The following is a 20,054-nucleotide window of genomic DNA, read 5'->3' as shown; positions in this document are numbered from 1 at the left end:
GGAGCGGGCTTTGGCCGCAGTCGCGCCAATGGCCGTATTTGTTAAACGTCTGATTTCTCGCCAAACAAAATTCGGCGAACAAGGTGGTACAATATTCAAGTCGTGGCTCTTTTGGGATAGGCGTCGATAAACAAACTTTTCTTTGGTGCCATATCATGCTTTCCATGCCAACAAGCTTTGCCGATTTCTATGTCAAATGTCTGAAAATGCTACCCTATATCGCAGTCCTAAATGGAATGATTTTCAGCATCGTTGGACTGTATTTCATCTATTCAAGTAGTGCGTTCTCAGCGCGCTCTGTGGTGGAAGAAGTGCATGTCGTATCCATGGAAAGCCGAAGAAGCGACAATGGAATCGTTTACAGGCCTCTTTTTAAAGCCCTTCAAAATGACGGAACATCCATAACATATTCAGGATCGGCATGGGTCAGCCCCAAACCCCACAATGACGGCGACATTGTTGATGGGCGGGTTGATTGGGAGGCTGGCGAAATTCGAAGTGTGAGTATGATGAAGTTTTACACATCAATGGGTAAAGTCTTTTCTGTTTTGGGAGGAATATGCTTTTTCATTGGCGCTTTATATCTTTGGCGGAAGCGAACTCGCTCACAAGTTACGTAGATGGGTTTGAATATGTCTGATACCGAAAGTCGCCATTCGCATTTAGCGCAGCATTGGTCGAAACGGTCTCAAACCAGACCCTAACCGCTCCACCCCTTCCGCCTCGGCACCCTGACCGCCAGCATTGGCTTAAGCAACGGCGACCGGAACCTGTTCAAATCCAGCGCCTCATGCACGCCTGTCACGAATTCCCCATCAAGCTGCGTCTGCACGGCAGACCGTGAATAGAACGGCGCGTCCAGCATGGGCAGCACTTGTTTCGGCATCACGCCCGGATCAGCGCGGGTTTCGCGCATGACTTGCCAGAGGGACCGTTTGAAACGGGTGCGGGGTGGGGCGTTGACGATCTTGGCCTGGCCGTCCCCGTCAAACGCAATTGCCGTGTCCAATGTCGTGCCATCGCGTCGCACTGCGTCGTAGATGCAGGTCGCGCCCGCCTTGGTCGGGTAGCGGCCCCATGTCCAAAAGCTGAAATCCTCTTCCAGTGACCTTGTCCCAAAGTTGCTGTCGAAATAGCCGTGGCCGGACCATTGCCAGCCTTTGGCATCCAGATCAACTTTGATGTCAGAGGACGGCGCGAAGGGCCGCCAGATATGTGCGCCGTCGGGGGTGAGGGGCAGTTCGACGTTGGTCATTGCATGCGGCGTGATCGTGATTTGCCCCTTCACGCGGCTGATCAACGGCGGGCTGCTGACCTCGTTGATATTGATGACCAAAGCGTTGCCGTTCCAATGCATATTCGACGGGCCGACGGTCAAGGTGTTCGTGGTGGTTGTCAGCGCCTCGCGCCCACGGTCCGTCATCGTGAACCGCCCGCCGGGACCGTAGGTTGCCACATTGATGCAGCAGTGGTTGGCAGGGTCTTTGCGCCCTGACCATGCGTACCACGGCGAAAACACCGATCCGATAAATCCTATGACAGAGACCGCTTTCGTCCCGCAGTCGCTGATCCCGTCAACGTACCACCACGCGTAGCCGTTGGGCGGGACGTCAAGGTGGAAGCATGGTCCGTCATGATCGCCGCGACCGCGTGCATGGCGGAGAGTGTCGCCATCGGCGCCCCCGCCCCCGGATGTGCCCCGCCCCCGCACAGATACAGCCCCGGCACTTTCGTCCGTGCCGTCGGGCGTTTGAAGGCTGCCATCAGCCCATGTGGGCTCTGCCCGTAAAGGGAACCGCTGCTCGCGGGAAACAGCGCGTCGAAGCCCTGCGGTGTCGTCAACGCGTCCGGTCCCGGCGTTGGGCTGAAGGTCAGGCCGAAGTCGCGGAGCCGCTCGAAAATCTGTGTCTGACATGGGGCTTTCTCCTTAGCAGGATCGCGCGGGACGGGCGGGCCATTCATGATGATCTCGAACCGTTGCAAGGCATTGGCGGCGGCATGTCCGTGGTCTTGGGCGCAAAGGTAAAGGGTAGCGTCGGCAGGCATCTCACCTTTGGCGAGCGCCTTGAACTCGGACCGGGGATCGTGCCCGAAAAAGACGGTGTGATGTGCAAGATCAATACCGCTGGGGGCGGCGGCAAAGGCGTGGACAAAGGCGGATAGGCTGCGCGGTTCAGTGTGTTTTCGACTGACTGCCGCTTGCACCCTTTCGCCAAGTAACCCTTTCGCCAATGCGCGGGGGTCCCCGTTAAATAGTACGGTATCTGCTGTGAAGTGTCCTTCATCAGTTTGTACGCCGTTGATGCGCCCATTCTGCCGGGTGATGCGGGTGGCCGTTGTGCCATAGTGGAAAGCCGTACCGCGTTTTTCGGCAAGGTCTGCGATGGTCTGCGCCAGTGTGTGCATGCCACCTGCAACCGACCAAACGCCTTGCGCTTCGGCCTGCCAGATCAGCGACAGGATCGCAGGCGACGCATAGGGCGACCCGCCCACATAGGTGGCATAGCGTCCAAACAGCTGCGCCAGCCGCGGATCACTGAATGATCGTTTGAGCAAACCTGCCAGCGTCCGATGCGGGGCCATATCCGGGATCAGGCTGGGCTGCCCTAGCACTGCTTCGGTCACCGCCATTTGGTTTGGTTCAGCGGTGCGCATCATTGGGGCGTCAAACGCTTTGAAGAGGCGTTGCGCCCGTGCCGAGAAGGCCTCAAATTCATGCGCGGCCTGTGTTCCAAAGGCCGCTGCAACATTGGACAGGCTTTTGGCAGGGTCCGCATTCAGATCAAGCGTTGCCCCATCATCCCAGTAGTGCCGTGCAATCGTCGTCAGTGGTTGCAGGGTAAGATGATCGCTGAGTGTTTCACCCGCATCTGCAAACAGCGCCTCAAAGACAGGCCGCATCGTGAGTACCGTCGGTCCGGCATCCACTGGCCCGGCATCGGATGCAACCGTGCGCATTTTGCCGCCGGGCGCGCCGTGCATATCCAAAACTGTCACATCACAGCCTTGATGGCTAAGCCGCAAGGCTGCGGCCAATCCGCCGATTCCGGCGCCGATGATAACGATTTTGGGCTTGTCGGCTTTCATCCGCCTTCTGAGTCTCCGTTAATTCTAATTTACATTGACATATGTAAACTAAAATAGACACTATAGATTGCAAAGGAGACGCGCATGAGAATCTCAGAGCGGATTGACGCGACAATGGCGCAGGCGATTGCGTCTGGTCAGGGCGGTGTTGCCCCGGCCAAGCTTGCGGCTGCGTTGGAATATGCCGTCACCCCGGGCGGTGCGCGTATTAGGCCGACGATCCTGACGTCTGTGGCGATGGCCTGTGGCGATGATCGTCCCGAACTGACGAATGCAGCTGGCGTCGCGTTGGAAGTGATCCATTGCGCCAGCCTTGTCCATGACGACCTGCCTTGTTTCGATGATGCCGATATGCGGCGGGGCAAGCCCGCCGTGCATCGCGCGTATTCCGAACCTTTGGCGGTTCTTGCCGGTGATAGCCTGATCATCATGGGTTTTCAGATTTTGGCACGCGCTGCATCCGATATGCCCGACCGTGCGCTGCGCCTGATCGACATCCTTGGCACGCGGACGGGCATGCCCTTTGGTATCTGTGCAGGCCAGGGCTGGGAAAGCGAAGATCAGATTGATCTGTCGGCCTATCATCAGGCCAAGACGGGTGCCTTGTTCATTGCCGCGACCCAAATGGGTGCCGTGGCCGCCGGTCAAGAGGCAGAGCCGTGGGAAGAATTGGGCGCACGCATTGGTGAGGCATTCCAAGTTGCCGACGATTTGCGTGATGCGCTATGTGACGAACAGACCTTGGGCAAACCAGCCGGACAAGACGATCTGCATGGTCGCCCCAATGCGGTTGCATCATATGGTGTGCAGGGTGCGATTCAGCGTTTTGATGACATTCTGGGCGGGGCTATTTCGTCAATCCCGTCATGCCCCGGTGAGGCTGCATTGGCGCAGATGGTCCGGGCCTATGCCGATAAACTGGTGCCTGCGGGTGCGCGCGGCAGGCCCACTGTTCCCGGCGAGTAATGAAAGACCTCGACATCCCTGCACCTAAACCTGCGTTGCCGCGTGGGGCAGTTAAGCGATCTGGCCGTTTGACCCGCCTTGTGGCGTCACGTGGATTTCAAAGCTGGGCTGCACGTTTTCCTTTAACCCGCCGTTTCGTAAAATCCGAAGGTGAAGCGATGTTCGATCTGGTGGCCGGGTTTTGCCACAGCCAGATCTTGCAGGCCTTTGTGCGGCTTAAGCTGCCGGATATGCTTTTGGACCGCGAAATGACTGCCGATGCATTGGCTCTTGAGGCTGGGATGCCGCCAGATCGCATGCCCCTATTATTAAGCGCTGCAACAGCAATTGGCCTGCTTAAGCGCCGCCGGTCCGGGCGCTATGCGCTGACCACGCGCGGGGCCGCATTGGCGGGTGTTCCGGGGTTGGCGGGGATGATTGATCACCATGATGTGCTTTACTTGGATTTGGCCGATCCGGTCGCATTCTTCAAAGGTGAGGTTGAAACTGAATTAGCGGAATTCTGGCCATATGTCTTTGGTGCAAGCGGTGCGACGGACCCGATAACAACGGCCAAGTATTCGCAGCTCATGACGGATAGTCAGGTTCTGGTGGCAGAAGATACGCTTGCCACAGTCAAGTTTTCCGACGCCCAGCATATCCTTGATGTGGGCGGCGGAACCGGCGCGTTTCTAGCCGCCGTTGGTACGGCCCATACACATCTGAAGATGACCCTTTTTGATCTGCCTGCTGTCGTGCCGGCGGCCGCAAAACGTTTTGATGATGCGCAGCTTGCTGATCGCGTTGACATCGTACCTGGGTCCTTTCGGGACGACCCGCTGCCACAAGGTGCTGATATCATCAGCCTTGTGCGCGTGTTATACGATCACGCGGATGAAACGGTGATTGCCTTGCTCAACGCTGTTCATGATGCGTTGCCCGCAGGTGGCCGCATCCTGATTTCTGAACCCATGACTGGCGGCGACAGCCCGCAGCGGGCGGGCGACGCGTATTTTGCGCTTTATTGCGCGGCGATGCGTACGGGGCGTGCACGATCCCAAGCACAGATCGCGGCGCTGCTGGCGCAAGCAGGCTTTGATGAAATCCAGATGCCTCGACCGCGCAGGGCTTATATCACCTCGGTTATAGAGGGTGTAAAGAAAAGTTGACACTTTAGCTGTCTAAATAAATTGACACTATGGTATGTAAGGCTAAACTGTGGATGGACAGAGTGTCGCAAATGGTACGCCTATCATTTGCCTCACAAGGGAGAAAAACGTTGCAAACAAAGGCCGTTATCCTATCAGCGCCAGGTAAATTGGCGATTGATCAGGTGGGAATCGTATCCCCTGCGGCTGATGATATTGTCGTCGCGATCAAGCATTCTGGCATCTCTACTGGTACGGAAAAGCTGTTTTGGACAGGTGAAATGCCGCCGTTCCCCGGAATGGGCTATCCTTTAATCCCCGGATATGAGGCCGCCGGCGAAGTGATCGAGGCGGGTGTCGACAGCGGTTACCGCGTGGGCGAACATGTGTTTGTGCCCGGCGCAAGCTGCTATGAAGGTGCATTTGGTTTGTTCGGGGCTGCGGCGGAAACGCTGGTGACAAAGGCGTCACGCGTCACCCGGATTGATTCCGGTCTTGGTGCTGCTGGTGCTTTGCTTGCTTTGGCTGCCACTGCACGTCATGCGATGGCTGGCCCCAACAAAGCCGTCCCTGATTTGATTATCGGCCACGGTGTTCTTGGCCGTTTGCTGGCCCGTTTGACCGTGGCCTCTGGTGCGCCTGCGCCGACAGTGTGGGAGGTTGATCCCATCCGCATGGAAGGCGCCGTAGGCTATGAAGTAACAACGCCTGAACTGGACGAACGTCGCGATTATAAGTCGGTTTATGACGCATCCGGTCGTGGTGATTTGCTGAACGATTGGATTGGCCGTATCGCCAAAGGGGGCGAGATTGTACTGGCGGGTTTCTATACCGCCCCGCTGCAATTCGCCTTTCCGCCCGCCTTTATGAAAGAGGCCCGCTTTCGCATCAGCGCCGAATGGGCGCCAGATGACATGACCGCCACCAAAGCCTTGGTCGAGGCTGGTGTGTTGGAATTGGCCGATCTGATTACGCATCAACAACCCGCCGACCTCGCCAGCGGCGCATACAAGACCGCGTTCACCGACCCTGCGTGTCTGAAAATGATCTTGAATTGGGGAACTTCATGAAAGACGAAATACCAAACCTGAAGGACTTTGATCAGCGCTTGCGCGATGAGGCCAATGAAGAGCCGTCGCTCGAAGTGCCGCAGGGTGTGCCAACGTCAAAAACGCAGATCATCGCGATTTATGGCAAAGGTGGCATCGGTAAATCATTCACCCTTGCCAACCTCAGCCATATGATGGCCGAGATGGGCAAGCGCGTGCTGCTGATTGGCTGCGATCCTAAATCTGATACGACAAGCCTGCTTTTTGGCGGCAAGGCTTGCCCAACGATTATCGAAACATCAGCAAAGAAAAAGCTGTCCGGCGAAGAGGTCGCCATTGGCGATGTCTGCTTCAAGCGCGGCGGTGTTTTTGCAATGGAACTGGGTGGCCCCGAAGTGGGTCGCGGCTGTGGTGGCCGTGGGATTATCCACGGGTTTGAATTGCTTGAAAAACTGGGGTTCCACGACTGGGACTTTGACTACGTTCTGCTTGATTTTCTGGGTGACGTGGTCTGCGGCGGCTTCGGCCTGCCGATCGCGCGCGATATGGCGCAGAAAGTGATTTTGGTGGGATCGAATGACCTGCAGTCCTTATATGTTGCTAACAATGTCTGCTCTGCAGTCGAATACTTCCGTAAGCTTGGAGGTAATGTTGGGGTGGCCGGGCTTGTTATCAACAAGGATGACGGGACCGGAGAAGCCCAGGCTTTCGCCGAGGCAGTTAATATTCCGGTCCTTGCTGCAATTCCACAAGACGATGACCTGAGGAAGAAATCCGCGAACTATCAGATCGTTGGCACGAACGAGAGCCAATGGGGTCCAATGTTTGAGGGTCTGGCAGAGGCCGTGGGCATTGCCCCGCCTGTCCGCCCGACCCCACTGGATCAAGACGGTTTGCTGGGTCTGTTCGATGCCAAGGACACCGGTGGCGACTATCAACTGGTGCCTGCCACTGACGTCGATATGCGCGGCAAAAACGCGGCCCCCAAGGAAAGCTTGGAGGTCATTTATGATGATGCCTAGCACCGAAAATGCCGTTCTTAAGGAAGTGCAAGACATGCTGGCCCGCGCCACGCGTGCGCAGACATTGCGCTTGCTTCAAGACATTCTGAACGCCACCCCGACGCCTAAGGAGTCCGTCAAGTATGACGCATGATGCTGACACCCAAGGCTATGAGGTTGGCTATGATGACGCTGGACAAGTTCAGATCATCGAGGGTGTTGCGCGTGAAGAAACCTCTGACATGCTGGACGCTGGCACGCAGGCGACTGCCCTCGAGGGTGGTTGCACGGCAAGTGCCGGGTCAATGGAAGCCGCAGCGCGTGCCGCTGGCAAATCTGATATTTTGGATCAATACGCCAAGGATTATCCGCAAGGTCCCCACGATCAACCGCAGAGCATGTGTCCTGCGTTCGGGTCTTTGCGCGTTGGCCTGCGGATGAAGCGTGTTGCGACGGTTTTGTCTGGCTCTGCCTGCTGTGTGTATGGCCTGACGTTTGTGTCGCACTTCTACGGTGCGCGTCGGTCTGTCGGCTATGTGCCGTTTAATTCCGAGACATTGGTCACCGGTAAGCTGTTCGAGGACATCCGCGAGAGTGTGCATGATATGGCTGATCCTGATCGCTATGACGCGATTGTGGTGACGAACCTTTGCGTCCCCACCGCGTCTGGCGTGCCGCTGCGGCTGTTGCCCAAAGAGATTAACGGCGTGCGGATCGTGGGCATTGATGTGCCGGGATTTGGCATTCCGACCCACGCTGAGGCCAAGGATGTCTTGGCTGGTGCAATGCTGGCCTATGCCCGCGAAGAGATTGCCGCAGGCCCAGTGCAAGCCCCCGTTGGTGGCAAGTCAGACCGTCCGACTGTGGCGCTATTGGGCGAAATGTTCCCAGCCGATCCAATGATGATCGGCGCGATGCTGGCCCCCATGGGCCTTGCCGCTGGTCCGGTTGTGCCGACACGTGAATGGCGCGAACTTTACGCAGCGCTCGATTGTGGTGTCGCGGCGGCGATCCATCCGTTCTACACCTCTGCTATCCGTGAATTTCAGGGCGCTGGTCGCAAAATTGTGGGCTCTGCCCCTGTTGGCCATGACGGCACGGCTGACTGGCTGGCTGCGATTGGTGATTCTTATAATGTGAAGCCTGATCAGATTGCAGCGGCACAGAATGCGTTCTTGCCTGCGATAAAAGGGGCTTTTGAGGGCGCCAAGATTAATGGGACCGTGACCCTTTCAGGTTACGAAGGGTCCGAGTTGTTGGTCGCGCGCCTGCTGATCGAAAGCGGCGCTGATGTGCCTTATGTCGGTACGGCTTGCCCCAAGACAGAATGGTCGCGCCCGGATGCTGAATGGCTTGCTGCGAAGGGCGTGAAGGTTGTCTATCGTGCCTCACTTGAAGATGATCTGGCCGCCGTCGATGCGATCAAACCTGATCTGGCGATTGGCACGACACCTGTTGTGCAACACGCCAAGGAACACGGTATTCCGTCGCTTTACTTTACCAACCTCATTTCCGCACGGCCACTTATGGGCCCTGCCGGTGCCGGTTCATTGGCGCAGGTCGTGAATGCCGCGATTGCCGGGAAAGAGAAAATGGACACGATGCGCGCGTTCTTTGAGGGCGTAGGCAATGAAGACACCGCCGGTGTCTGGGAAGGCGCGCCGAACCTGCGCCCTGATTTCCGTGCCGCGCATCAGAAGAAGCTTGATAAAATGGCGCGCGCCGCCAAAGCGCAGGAGATGATCTGATGCTTGTCACCGATCATGATCGCGCAGGCGGATATTGGGGTGCTGTTTATGCATTCTGCGCCGTGAAGGGTTTGCAGGTTGTTATTGACGGCCCGGTCGGTTGTGAAAACCTGCCTGTGACCTCCGTTTTGCACTATACCGACGGTCTGCCACCGCATGAGTTGCCTATTGTCGTGACCGGTCTTGCCGAAACCGAAATGGGTGAAGGCACTGAGGAAGCGATGAAGCGTGCTTGGCAGACCCTTGATCCGGCTTTGCCTGCCGTTGTTGTCACCGGCTCGATTGCTGAAATGATCGGCGGTGGTGTGACCCCACAAGGCACGAATATTCAACGCTTTTTGCCCCGCACCATTGATGAAGATCAGTGGGAATGTGCAGACCGTGCGATGACCTGGATCTTTACCGAATTTGGTATGACCAAAGGCCGGATGCCGCCGGAAAAGAAGCGCGAAGAAGGTGCAAAGCCACGGGTAAATATCCTTGGGCCGATGTATGGCGCGTTTAACATGCCATCCGATCTTGCTGAAATTCGCCGTTTGGTTGAAGGCATCGGTGCTGAAATCAACATGGTGATGCCGCTGGGAGCCCATGTGGCCGAGATGCGTAATTTGGTGAATGCCGATGTGAACGTTACGATGTACCGCGAGTTCGGTCGCGGTCTGTGTGAGGTGCTGGGCAAGCCCTATCTGCAAGCGCCCTTTGGCATTGATTCTACCACGAAATTCCTGCGCAAGCTGGGTGAATTAACGGGTCTGGACCCTGAACCGTTCATCGAGCAAGAGAAGCATTCCACCATCAAACCGGTTTGGGATTTATGGCGCTCTGTGACGCAAGATTTCTTTGCAACGGCTGAATTTGCGATTGTTGCCAATGAAACTTATGCCCGTGGCGTCCGTCACTTCCTTGAAGGTGATCTAGGTTTCCCCTGTGCCTTCGCTGTGGCCCGGACACGCGGCAAGAAAACCAACAACGATGAAGTGCGCAGCTTGCTGCATACCAAGCGCCCTTTGATCGTTTTGGGCTCTATCAACGAAAAAATGTATATGGCCGAGATGAAGGCGGGGCACGGCCCCAGCCCGGTATTCATTCCCGCCAGCTTTCCCGGTGCTGCGATCCGCAGGGCCACGGGCACGCCGTTTATGGGCTACGCCGGTGCGACCTATCTGCTGCAAGAGGTCTGCAACGGATTGTTTGATGCGCTGTTCCATATCCTGCCGTTGGGCACCGATATGGATGCGACCGACGCCACACTGACACCGCTGCGCCGTGATTTCCCTTGGGATCCTGATGCGCAAGCCAAACTGGATGAGATCGTGGCAACACACCCGATCTTGACCCGTATTTCTGCCGCCAAAACGCTGCGCGACGCAGCAGAGCGTGCGGCCCTCGATGCCGGTAATGACCGGGTTGTTCTGGAAACCGTCGAGACACTGCAACCATCCTCGGGAGGACGGACATGACCGATTTTACAACAGATGCCCCAGTGCTGCGCGCACGTACGGCACCACCAAAACGTGAATATTATGCCTACTTCGGGCTGATCTTTCTGGCCACGCTGCCGCTGTGCATCCTGACATGGGTGTTGTCTGCGGCGCGCCGGATGGAAATGCCAGCTAAAGGCCCATTCGCAAAGGCCTGGACACAGGCCCGCATTATTACGCCGCAGATCTTCAGCGCTTGATCCGCAGGTATGACATTTGCCCGCAAGGGCATCCGATGTTCATCATTCCCCCCCGGGGTGATGGATTGGGGCAGAGGAAGAGCTTCTGTCGTAACCCGGCCGCGGGGGGTGCGCGGCGTCAGTACTTTATTTTGGAGACAAAACATGGCTGACAAATCTGACCTGTCTTTCACAGGTCTCACTGACGAGCAGGCCCAAGAGCTGCACGCAGTCTACATGAGCGGGTTTACGATCTTCACGATCGTTGCCGTCGTTGCTCACGTGCTGACGTACATCAAGCTTCCTTGGTTCAGCTGGTAGGAGGAATAGCACATGGCACAGTTCTACAAGATCTGGCTGGTATTCGACCCACGCCGCGTTTTCGTGGCTCAGGGCGTATTCCTGTTCCTTCTCGCAGCGATGATTCACCTCGTCCTGCTGAGCAATGAAAGCACAAACTGGTTCCAACTCGCCTTTGGTGGCGGAATGTAATCGGCTTTTGCCGCAAAAATAAGCTGCGGGCGGGCACGTTCCGCCCGTAGCAAACACCGACATTGACGATGACGGGGCGCACCCATTGGGGATGCAGGGCCTGTCGATGAATGGAGATTGGAAGATGGCACAGCTCAGCTTCGAGAGAAAATACCGGGTCCGTGGCGGGACATTGGTAGGCGGTGATCTGTTCGACTTTTGGGTGGGGCCATTTTATGTGGGCTTCTTCGGGGTCACGACGTTCTTTTTCGCCGTCCTTGGGACGATATTGATTTTTTACGGGGCCAGCCAAGGCCCCACATGGAACCCGTGGTTGATTTCCATCGACCCGCCGCCGCTTGAATACGGTTTGGGTGCTGCACCGCTGATGGAAGGCGGCCTTTGGCAGATCATCACGATCTGTGCGGTCGGCGCATTCGTCAGCTGGATGATGCGCGAGGTCGAGATATGCCGCAAATTGGGCATTGGATATCACGTACCCTTTGCCTTTGGCGTTGCGATCTTTGCCTATGTCACACTTGTCGTGATCCGCCCTGTGCTTCTGGGTGCCTGGGGGCATGGTTTCCCATATGGCATTTTCAGCCACCTCGATTGGGTCAACAACGTGGGCTATGCTTATGGCAACTTTCACTACAACCCCGCGCATATGATCGCGATCACGTTCTTCTTCACGACCACGCTTGCACTTGCGCTGCACGGTTCCTTGGTATTGTCGGCAGTGAACCCGCCCAAAGGCCAAGAGATCAAGTCACCTGATCATGAAGATACGTACTTTCGTGATTTGATCGGCTACTCGATCGGGCCACTGGGGATTCACCGCCTCGGCCTGTTTCTGGCGCTGAACGCTGGTTTCTGGTCTGCGATTTGTATCGTGATTTCCGGCACCGTCTGGTTCGAAGAATGGATCATCTGGTGGGACTGGTACTATGAACTCCCTTGGTGGGTCGATCTGTAGGAGGATATGAACAATGGCTGAATATCAAAACATCTTCACGCAGGTTCAGGTCCAAGGACCACCTGAAATGGGCATCGACGGATACGATGGTGCCGCAATTGACCGGGGCAAGGGTGCAGGTTTCTCAAAACTTGCAGGCTTGTTCGGGAACGCACAGTTGGGGCCGATCTATCTGGGCTCTTTCGGGGTGATTTCACTGGCGACCGGTTTGATCTGGTTTGTCATGGTGGGTTTGTCCTTCTGGGCGCAGGCTGACTATAACCCGGCAATCTTTTTGCGGGATCTATTTTGGCTGTCGCTGGATCCGCCTTCACCGGGCTATGGTCTAAGTATGCCACCCATGAATGACGGCGGCTACTTCATGATCGCGTCGTTCTTCTTGCTGATTTCTGTGATCACATGGTGGGTGCGCACGTACCTGCGGGCCGAAGCACTGGGTATGGGGAAACATGTTGCATGGGCCTTTGCCTCTGCGATCTGGCTGTTCCTTGTGCTGGGTCTGTTCCGTCCGATCCTGATGGGCGACTGGTCAGAGATGGTGCCTTACGGTGTGTTCTCGCACCTTGATTGGACGAACCTGTTTTCGATCACATATGGCAACCTGTTCTACAATCCGTTCCACGCTTTGAGCATTGTGTTCCTTTATGGATCAGCCCTGCTGTTTGCGATGCACGGTGCAACAATCCTTGCGGTCAGCCGTTTCGGCGGCGAACGCGAGATTGAACAGATCGTTGACCGCGGCACTGCGACCGAGCGTGCTGCACTGTTCTGGCGCTGGACCATGGGCTTTAACGCCACCATGGAAGGTATCCACCGCTGGGCGTGGTGGTTCGCAGTCCTGACAACGCTGACAGGCGGTATCGGGATCCTGTTGACCGGCACGGTTGTTGATAACTGGTTCGTTTGGGCGCAAGTCCACGGCTATGCCCCAGTGAACTAAGGAGAGAGATGATGAAAAACGATAACATCCTCGACATGAGCGAAAAGAGCAGGCTAACCGCCGATATCACGCTCTTGATGCTCAAAGGTGCAGGTTACGCGGCTGTGTTTGTCCTTGCCTTGTGGTTCGTGATTGCTGCGATGGCCTTTATCGGGCGCATCCTGCCGGAACAAAGCCGTGAAACGCCCGACCCGATCAACCGGTCATCGCTGATGATCGAAGTGGTCGAAGAGGCTGTGCACGTCTGAGTGAGATTGGATCAGGCGGCGCGCGACGCACCGCCTGATTCTATGCCATCGGGCTACCCTCCCTGGCTGGCCCGATATTGGGGTTTCGACCCCAGTTCCCTTCCTGTTGGCTACAGGAGACTAGCGTCGCAATTGGGTTTCACCCATTTGCGGCGCTTTTTTATTACCACAAAGGTGCCAAGATGACCAATCGCCCCCATACGCCCTTCCTTGATAGCATCGCGGGCCCCGCTGATATCCGTCGCATGAATGACACCGCTATCGCCAATCTGGCTGATGATGTACGTGCTGAAGTCATCTCTGCGGTGTCTGAAACAGGTGGCCATCTGGGGTCGTCTTTGGGTGTGGTGGAACTGACAACGGCGATCCATGCTGTTTTTGATACGCCGCGCGATAAGGTCGTCTTTGATGTGGGGCACCAGTGTTATCCGCATAAGGTTCTGACCGGCAGGCGGGACCGTATCCGTACACTGCGCCAAGAGGGTGGTTTGTCTGGTTTTACCAAGCGCGCCGAAAGCGAGTATGACCCGTTTGGGGCTGCGCACTCTAGCACGTCAATTTCTGCGGCTTTGGGTTTCACCGTGGGCCGCGACATGGGGATGCCCACAGGCGATGCAATTGCCGTGATTGGTGATGGATCCATCAGTGCGGGCATGGCCTATGAGGCGCTGAATAACGCAGGTGCCGAAGGGCGCAGATTGTTTGTGATTCTCAACGATAATGAGATGTCGATTGCCCCGCCTGTGGGTGCCATGTCGAAATATCTATCCGGTCTCTATGCCTCGCCCATGGGCGAGTTGCATAAAATGGCCGAAGGGTTTGAGGCCGCTTTGCCAGGCCCGCTACGTGATCATGCGCGCCGGGCGCGCAGTCTTGTGACGGGTATGCAAACGGGCGGTTCAGGTACGCTGTTCGAAGAGCTTGGCTTTTCCTACGTAGGCCCCATTGATGGCCATGACATGACCCAGCTTTTGCCTGTGCTGCGTGCGGCACGAACCCGCGCGACTGGCCCGGTTCTGATCCATGTTTGCACGACCAAGGGCAAGGGATATGCCCCTGCCGAAGATAGCGCCGATTGTGGGCATGGGGTGTCAAAGTTTGACTTGGCCACAGGTGCGCAGGCCAAATCAAAGCCAAATGCGCCCAGTTACACCAAGGTTTTCGGGTCAGCGTTGACGACCGAAGCACAGGCGGACCCAAGCATTGTTGCAGTGACCGCCGCGATGCCTTCTGGCACTGGTGTCGATATCATGGGTGCGCGGTTCAAGGATCGCGTTTTCGACGTGGGCATCGCCGAACAGCATGGCGTGACCTTCGCCGCTGGTATGGCGGCAAGCGGACTGAAACCGTTCTGCGCGATCTATTCGACGTTTCTGCAACGCGGCTATGATCAGGTGGTCCATGATGTGGCCTTGCAAAACCTGCCTGTCCGCTTTGCGATTGACCGGGCAGGATTGGTGGGCGCTGATGGGCCGACGCATGCAGGGGCTTTTGACATTGGTTATATGTCAGCATTGCCCAATATGGTGGTCATGGCCGCCGGAGACGAGCTTGAATTGATGCATATGGTGCGCACCGCTGCCGCCTATGACGACGGGCCGATTGCGTTCCGGTATCCGCGTGGCGAGGGCGAGGGCATTGACCTGCCAGAACGCGGTGAGCTTATTGAGATCGGCAAAGGCCGGATCGTGCAAGAGGGATCAGATGTAGCGATCCTGTCCTTTGGGGCGCATCTGGCGGAGTGTCGCAAGGCTGCGGAAAAACTGGCGGCGCAAGGTGTCAGCACTACAATCGCTGACGCACGCTTTGCCAAACCACTGGACCGCGCGCTGATCCGGCAATTGCTGCGCAACCACAAAGCACTGATCACGGTCGAGCAGGGGTCGCGGGGCGGTTTCGGCGCGATGGTGCTGCATGATCTGGCCAATGACGGATTGCTGGATGGATGCTGCCAGGTGCGGACGATGACGCTGCCGGATCGGTACATCGATCACGCGTCACCTGATGCGATGTATGCAGATGCAGGGCTGACCGCGGTGGATGTTGCCGCGACGGCGATGCAGGCGGCTGGGATTGAAGTGAAGCGGGTTGAGGTTGGGGTTTGAAAAATCTATTTGCTAGTATGACAACCATCCGCCAGATGGCCCCGTTTATCGCGACGCTCGCCCTGGTCCCTTTCGGCGTTCAAGCCCATGAAGTGAATGTCGATATCCCCTTCACTCCGCAGGAAGAAGTCGCTGGCGTCAATGCGCGCCCCTTCCCGTTAGAGATGTACTATTCTGGCGAAGCTGGCGAGTTATTTAGCCGTTCGAACTGCTACGTCCCGCAAGATAGGCTGCGCGACTATGCGATTGGGCAATGGCTTGAAGACCCCATCGAGCAGCGCATACGCCTTGTTTGCGCGATTGTTATGTTGTCGCGCGGGCCGCAAAACTTAGTCGCTTCTGGTGGGCGCGAGCCGGGCGCAGAATTTCTGGAAAGCACAGTCATTTCAGTTTCGATCTTGGCCGATACATTTTTAGCGCCCGATAATCTGAGCGCCGTGCAAGCCATCAGCGCATCACTTGTGGTTCTGGGTGGTTTGACGCCGGGCGATCAGCGTGCATTGGTCAGATCAGTTTTGGAATAGAGCGGGCATTTACAGCGGCCCTGTTTGAAACAGCCACACCTTCAACCCACCATGCGGGATCGGTGCACCCTTTGGTTTGAACGGTAACCCCGCTGCCTTCGCTAACCCCGCCTCGCTGGTGACCATCCCCACCCGCCAGCCAGAAAACTCGCGTTTGATTGCGTCGCCTAAGCCTGCGTAGACACCATAAAGCATATTTTGGTTGCCGATCCGTCCACCATAGGGAGGGTTGCAGATGATCAGGCCGGGTGGGCCATCGGGCCGTTTGATATCGGCGGCAGAGAGGTTTTGGAAGGTGATGTGATCACCAACCCCGGCCCGTTCGGCATTGGCGGTGGCCATACGGATGGCGCCTGCGTCGCGGTCGCTGCCATGGAAATGCTGGGAGGGGGGTTGGATTGCATTCACCTTACGCAATTCATCCCAGATGCTGTGATCAAACGTGGCGAGCTGTTCGAAGGCAAAGTTCCGCGTCCGGCCAGGGTAAAGCCCCATCGCAATTTCTGCCGCTTCAATCAAAAAGGTGCCTGAACCGCACATCGGATCCAGTACCGGCTCTGACCCATCATACCCACATTCGCGCAGCATCAGCGCGGCCAGTGTTTCGCGCATTGGTGCTTTGCCCACCGCCTCTTTATGTCCTCGTTTGTGCAGGCTGATCCCAGAGGTATCGACGCTGATCGTGACCCGGTTGTCGTCAATCCGCACTTTGATCACAACAGGCGCGTCGGCGGCGATTGTCATGCCATGGCTGTCTTTCAGCGCCGTTTCGATCCGTTGGGTCGCGGCCCCGGCATGGTAGATTTTGGACTTTTTTGATGTGCTGACCTCGACCCGCATGGGGACATCAGGACGCAAAATATCACCCCATGGAAACTTGCGCGACCGCTTGTCCAACTGCGCCAGATGAAACGCCATAAAGCTGCCTACTCGCGCCAGTACGCGCGTCGCCCCGCGCATGACCAGATTGGCCCGCCAGACGTCTTGCCACGTGCCGGTAAAGGTGATCCCGCCGGGGGTGATTTCCGCTTCGTCGAAACCATTGGCACGTGCTTCGGCCAACAATGCCTGTTCAAGGCCCGGTGTCGCGACCATGAAGATGTCAAAGGGTGCTGTCATGGCAGGTGCATACTGGGCTTTGTAGCTGGTATGCAAACGCCAAAGAATTTTTCAGAAATTTGAGGTCACACCGAACAGCACCTGAACAGCTGATGTCGTATTTTCTTCTGCTGTTGAGACGGTGCGCGATGATGACACCGTGATGCTGGGCGAAAACCCGAAATAGCTGACGTCTTGGAATGTCGCGGTGGCATCGGCAGATATGAAATGGTCATCACGCCCATCAAGGGTTGTCACGAATTCGTCGTAGGTCCGATAGCCGAATTGCAGTGATGTATAAAGTTGCACACCAAAGATGGGCTGCGCCAGCCCGTACCCGACCCCAACTTCGTATTCATCGAATGAATTTTCCGCACCTGCCAAGACCCGGCTTGTTTGAAGGCTGAGTTGTAATTGGTCGCCGTTGCGCAGCGTCTGTGCATAGCTGCCCATTAGATCATAGCGCGTGGAATCAAGCAGGTTAGGGGTGCGTGCCAATTGTTCGCGCACCAAACCTTTCAGCCGGAATGTGCGGTCGCGGCCAACCGGCACGATCTGTTCAAGGCTGAGATCATGAAAATCTACAAGCCGTTCTGCGCCTTCCCAGTAGCTGCCAAAGGATAACCCGGCACGCACCGGGCCCAGTGGGCTGATATTGTTCTGTTGCCGTTCCACCCCCGCCAAGGCAGTCACCGTTGCAAAATCGCTGCCATCAACCGCCCGCACATCAGGGTTGGGAGAGCTGGCAAGCAGGTCCTTGGCATCGGAGGACAGGGCATATGTCGCGCCAGAGATCGCGCCGATCAGTGTGGTTGATTGCGCGGGGCTTTGCGCCACCCGATAACGCAATTCGGTGCTTGCCGTGAAGGCCACACCTGATAGCGAACGGCGGTCTTCGGGTAAAACAAAGGTGACGTCGATGCCTTCCAATCTAAGAACACCGTCCTTTGATCCATTGTTAATGTTGTCTGTGGGCGCAATAGACCCGGCAAATCGCATGGACAGTGGGTTGGCTTGTTTGCTGATGGCAAAGGCTTCGGCAACCGATTGTAGTTCTGCGTTTGTCTGCGTGTGGTTTGCTGCACGGCGCAGCCACATTTCTGACCGGGTATATTGGGCCGCTTGAAAACGCACACTACCGACAAAACGCGCGGCCTGAAATCGGCGATCTTCAGTAGTGGCGACGTGATAGGCCTGCATCCCCGTTTGCGCGGCCATTTGCAGATCGTTCAAATCGGCCTGCGCCAATGCCAACAGATAGAGTGCTGCAAAACTGTCTGGTTGCACGTCCAGCATTTGCTGCGCAAGACGTATCGTCTGATCAGGTTGGTTGGCGACCAAGGCGGCCTCGGCCTGTTTTTGCAGATCATTAAAGGCGGGTTGGGCGTAGGCTGTCGTTGCAGCAAGCAACAAAGGCCACAGTATATTCAGTCGCATTTTTGTTGTCAGCCTCGCGCGGTCCCGGTTTGTGTTGCAGCTATCTATGCAAAGTTTTCGCGATGGAAAACACGCATAAGCGGCTGGTTTCCATGTGCGTTCACTATGTTTCAGTTTTGCGCCGAATGTTTCCAAACTTCAGCGCTTTTTCTCTGTTGGTGTCAGAACGCAAGCAGTTTTCTGCTGATCTGACAGTGGTTTGTGTTCTTTGATTGAGTAACGAAGTCAGAACGCCATAGCTGGATGAGATCAAGAATTGGAGTACCCGCATGAAGCCTATTATTTCCGTTGTAGCACTTTGCTTTGTCGCTGCCTGCGGTGGCGCTGGCGGTAGTATGTCAGACCCCAGCGTGACGTCAGCCGCGCCGCCAGCACCGTCGTCAAACACACCCTCGATTGCCACCTCTGGCAGCCCCAGCAATACATTCGCGGGCATGTTGAACGGTGTGCGGGCCGACAACGGCGCTGAATCGGTCAGCTATGATGCGCGTTTAGGGACCGCGGCCCGCCGTCATGCCAACGACATGGCTGCGAATAACTTTTTCTCTCATACGGGCAGCGATGGATCTTCTGGTGGGGATCGCATCACTGATGCCGGATATAACTGGCGCACTTGGGGCGAAAACATCGCGCGCGGTCAGCAAGACGAACGTGCTGTTTTGAATGCTTGGGTGAATTCACCGGGCCATCAGCGCAATAACGTCAATCCGCGCTTTGAGGACTTTGCCCTTGCCAAAGCAGACAGCAATCGCGGGCCTTATTGGGTTTTGCTGCTGGCCGCAGAACAGTAACCGCGGCTTTATTTAACGATCACCCGTGATGGTGCGGCCTCTGGTTTGGGTTTCGGCTTTGCGATACCTTCCAGCGCTTTGAGCGGTTTTTTGACGGCTTCAGTCAATCCTGGTCTGGTCGGGGCGGCCATTTGTTTGCTTACCTCGACGATCAAAACGCCGCCTGCTGCCACAACCGGCACATTATGTCCGATCTTTTCCAGAAAACTGGCTGACTTGCGCCAGATCTTGCGCGCAGATGGCGGCTGATACAGGGCCGACATCGTTCGCTCTGTCACGAATTGATGCCGCCGCAGTTGTGCGTCCAACTGGCTGAGCGAGTAGGGCCGCCCATAGCCAAACGGTGTGGCATCAGATCGCGACCATAGTCCGGCGCGGTTTGGAACGATAAATACGGCCCGTCCGCCTGGCCCCAACACCCGCCATGCTTCGTCAAGCAGCAGTGACGGTTGTTCGGTGGTTTCCAAGCCATGCAACATCACCAGCTTATCAACATGCCCCGTTTCAATCGGCCAAAGCGTATCTTCACAAAGAACGCTGACGTTCTGGCCATCTGCGGGCCACGGCATCACGCCTTGTGGCCCCGGCATCAGCCCGATGACCCGGCGCGCATCTTTCAAAAAAGGCCTGAGCAACGGCAGAGCAAATCCAAAGCCCACAACCATCTGTCCCTTTGCCTCGGGCCACATCGTGCATAGTTCGTCACGGATCACCTTTTGCGCCGCGCGCCCCAGTGCGCTGCGGTAATAGAAGTTTCGCAGATCAAGGACATCGAGGTGCATTGCGGTTTGCTGCTCCTTGGGCAAAGCTGTTGGCATAGCATATC

22 protein-coding genes are annotated in these 20,054 nt (G+C 56.5%); 17 read left to right on the top strand and 5 right to left on the bottom strand.

All coding sequences use genetic code 11. From position 1 onward, the window contains the following. The first annotated feature begins 83 nt into the window (after window positions 1–83). The gene (locus RCCS2_RS04970; RefSeq protein WP_232204231.1) at window positions 84–620 is read left to right on the top strand and encodes a hypothetical protein; all 537 of its coding nucleotides are present in this window, start codon (window positions 84–86) and stop codon (window positions 618–620) included. Between the two features lie 80 nt (window positions 621–700). On the opposite strand, the gene crtC is transcribed toward RCCS2_RS04970, so the two are convergent. Continuing rightward, complete coding sequence (gene crtC, locus RCCS2_RS04965; RefSeq protein WP_083791163.1) at window positions 701–1,570, bottom strand: carotenoid 1,2-hydratase; 870 nt, start codon at window positions 1,568–1,570, stop codon at window positions 701–703. Continuing rightward, window positions 1,534–3,087 (bottom strand): 1-hydroxycarotenoid 3,4-desaturase CrtD, encoded by a 1,554-nt coding sequence (gene crtD / locus RCCS2_RS04960; protein WP_008231920.1) that lies wholly within the window; start codon window positions 3,085–3,087, stop codon window positions 1,534–1,536. Before crtD ends, crtC begins: the two co-directional genes overlap by 37 nt. Before the next feature lie 84 nt (window positions 3,088–3,171). Between crtD and RCCS2_RS04955 the strand changes: the two genes are divergently transcribed. From RCCS2_RS04955 to RCCS2_RS04890, 15 genes are all read left to right on the top strand, one after another. Then, entirely contained in the window at window positions 3,172–4,053 is an 882-nt protein-coding gene (locus tag RCCS2_RS04955; protein WP_037293211.1) for a polyprenyl synthetase family protein, read from the top strand. Next, entirely contained in the window at window positions 4,053–5,201 is a 1,149-nt protein-coding gene (locus RCCS2_RS04950; RefSeq protein ID WP_008231914.1) for a methyltransferase, read from the top strand. The genes RCCS2_RS04955 and RCCS2_RS04950 overlap by 1 nt, the downstream gene beginning before the upstream one ends. 110 nt (window positions 5,202–5,311) lie before the next feature. Further along, window positions 5,312–6,250 (top strand): chlorophyll synthesis pathway protein BchC, encoded by a 939-nt coding sequence (gene bchC, locus RCCS2_RS04945; protein WP_008231913.1) that lies wholly within the window; start codon window positions 5,312–5,314, stop codon window positions 6,248–6,250. After that, complete coding sequence (locus tag RCCS2_RS04940; RefSeq protein WP_008231912.1) at window positions 6,247–7,251, top strand: chlorophyllide a reductase iron protein subunit X; 1,005 nt, start codon at window positions 6,247–6,249, stop codon at window positions 7,249–7,251. Before bchC ends, RCCS2_RS04940 begins: the two co-directional genes overlap by 4 nt. Next, window positions 7,238–7,384 carry a hypothetical protein gene (locus RCCS2_RS18300; RefSeq protein WP_008231911.1) on the top strand — a complete coding sequence of 49 codons (147 nt, stop codon included), beginning with the start codon at window positions 7,238–7,240 and terminating at the stop codon, window positions 7,382–7,384. The genes RCCS2_RS04940 and RCCS2_RS18300 overlap by 14 nt, the downstream gene beginning before the upstream one ends. After that, entirely contained in the window at window positions 7,374–8,978 is a 1,605-nt protein-coding gene (gene bchY, locus RCCS2_RS04935; protein ID WP_008231910.1) for a chlorophyllide a reductase subunit Y, read from the top strand. The genes RCCS2_RS18300 and bchY overlap by 11 nt, the downstream gene beginning before the upstream one ends. After that, a complete protein-coding gene (gene bchZ, locus RCCS2_RS04930; RefSeq protein WP_008231909.1) occupies window positions 8,978–10,438 on the top strand; it encodes a chlorophyllide a reductase subunit Z in 1,461 nt (486 codons plus the stop codon). Before bchY ends, bchZ begins: the two co-directional genes overlap by 1 nt. Then, window positions 10,435–10,659 (top strand): cytochrome PufQ, encoded by a 225-nt coding sequence (pufQ, locus tag RCCS2_RS04925; RefSeq protein ID WP_008231908.1) that lies wholly within the window; start codon window positions 10,435–10,437, stop codon window positions 10,657–10,659. Before bchZ ends, pufQ begins: the two co-directional genes overlap by 4 nt. A gap of 144 nt (window positions 10,660–10,803) precedes the next feature. Further along, on the top strand, window positions 10,804–10,959 hold the full coding sequence (gene pufB / locus RCCS2_RS04920) for a light-harvesting antenna LH1, beta subunit (RefSeq protein WP_008231906.1): 156 nt from the start codon (window positions 10,804–10,806) through the stop codon (window positions 10,957–10,959). Window positions 10,960–10,971: 12 nt separating this feature from the next. Then, complete coding sequence (gene pufA, locus RCCS2_RS04915) at window positions 10,972–11,130, top strand: light-harvesting antenna LH1, alpha subunit (RefSeq protein ID WP_008231903.1); 159 nt, start codon at window positions 10,972–10,974, stop codon at window positions 11,128–11,130. Between the two features lie 124 nt (window positions 11,131–11,254). Beyond that, window positions 11,255–12,085: a photosynthetic reaction center subunit L gene (gene pufL, locus RCCS2_RS04910; RefSeq protein WP_037293206.1), complete on the top strand. Its 831-nt coding sequence runs from the start codon at window positions 11,255–11,257 to the stop codon at window positions 12,083–12,085. A 13-nt stretch (window positions 12,086–12,098) separates the two neighbouring features. Beyond that, window positions 12,099–13,025, top strand: coding sequence for a photosynthetic reaction center subunit M (gene pufM, locus RCCS2_RS04905; protein ID WP_008231901.1), 927 nt, complete (start codon window positions 12,099–12,101; stop codon window positions 13,023–13,025). A gap of 8 nt (window positions 13,026–13,033) precedes the next feature. Further along, window positions 13,034–13,273, top strand: coding sequence for an RC-LH1 core complex protein PufX (pufX, locus tag RCCS2_RS04900; protein WP_008231900.1), 240 nt, complete (start codon window positions 13,034–13,036; stop codon window positions 13,271–13,273). A gap of 182 nt (window positions 13,274–13,455) precedes the next feature. Continuing rightward, entirely contained in the window at window positions 13,456–15,378 is a 1,923-nt protein-coding gene (dxs, locus tag RCCS2_RS04895) for a 1-deoxy-D-xylulose-5-phosphate synthase (RefSeq protein WP_008231899.1), read from the top strand. A gap of 17 nt (window positions 15,379–15,395) precedes the next feature. Continuing rightward, window positions 15,396–15,902, top strand: a complete 507-nt coding sequence (locus RCCS2_RS04890) for a hypothetical protein (protein WP_008231898.1) — start codon at window positions 15,396–15,398, stop codon at window positions 15,900–15,902. 9 nt (window positions 15,903–15,911) lie between these two features. Here RCCS2_RS04890 and RCCS2_RS04885 read toward each other — a convergent pair whose 3' ends face one another. Both RCCS2_RS04885 and RCCS2_RS04880 read right to left on the bottom strand, forming a co-directional pair. After that, window positions 15,912–17,021 (bottom strand): THUMP domain-containing class I SAM-dependent RNA methyltransferase, encoded by a 1,110-nt coding sequence (locus RCCS2_RS04885; protein ID WP_008231897.1) that lies wholly within the window; start codon window positions 17,019–17,021, stop codon window positions 15,912–15,914. A 51-nt stretch (window positions 17,022–17,072) separates the two neighbouring features. After that, the gene (locus RCCS2_RS04880) at window positions 17,073–18,437 is read right to left on the bottom strand and encodes a hypothetical protein (RefSeq protein WP_008231896.1); all 1,365 of its coding nucleotides are present in this window, start codon (window positions 18,435–18,437) and stop codon (window positions 17,073–17,075) included. Window positions 18,438–18,706: 269 nt separating this feature from the next. Here RCCS2_RS04880 and RCCS2_RS04870 point away from each other — a divergent pair, with 269 nt between their 5' ends. Next, window positions 18,707–19,228, top strand: coding sequence for a CAP domain-containing protein (locus RCCS2_RS04870; protein ID WP_037293201.1), 522 nt, complete (start codon window positions 18,707–18,709; stop codon window positions 19,226–19,228). A gap of 8 nt (window positions 19,229–19,236) precedes the next feature. Here the strand turns inward: RCCS2_RS04870 and RCCS2_RS04865 are convergent, their stop codons facing one another. Then, window positions 19,237–20,010, bottom strand: a complete 774-nt coding sequence (locus RCCS2_RS04865; protein WP_037293535.1) for a class I SAM-dependent methyltransferase — start codon at window positions 20,008–20,010, stop codon at window positions 19,237–19,239. Window positions 20,011–20,054: the final 44 nt, after the last annotated feature.

Origin of the sequence: Roseobacter sp. CCS2, assembly GCF_000169435.1 — a bacterium.
Classification (GTDB): domain Bacteria; phylum Pseudomonadota; class Alphaproteobacteria; order Rhodobacterales; family Rhodobacteraceae; genus Yoonia.
This window is presented reverse-complemented; position numbering and strand designations above follow the sequence as displayed.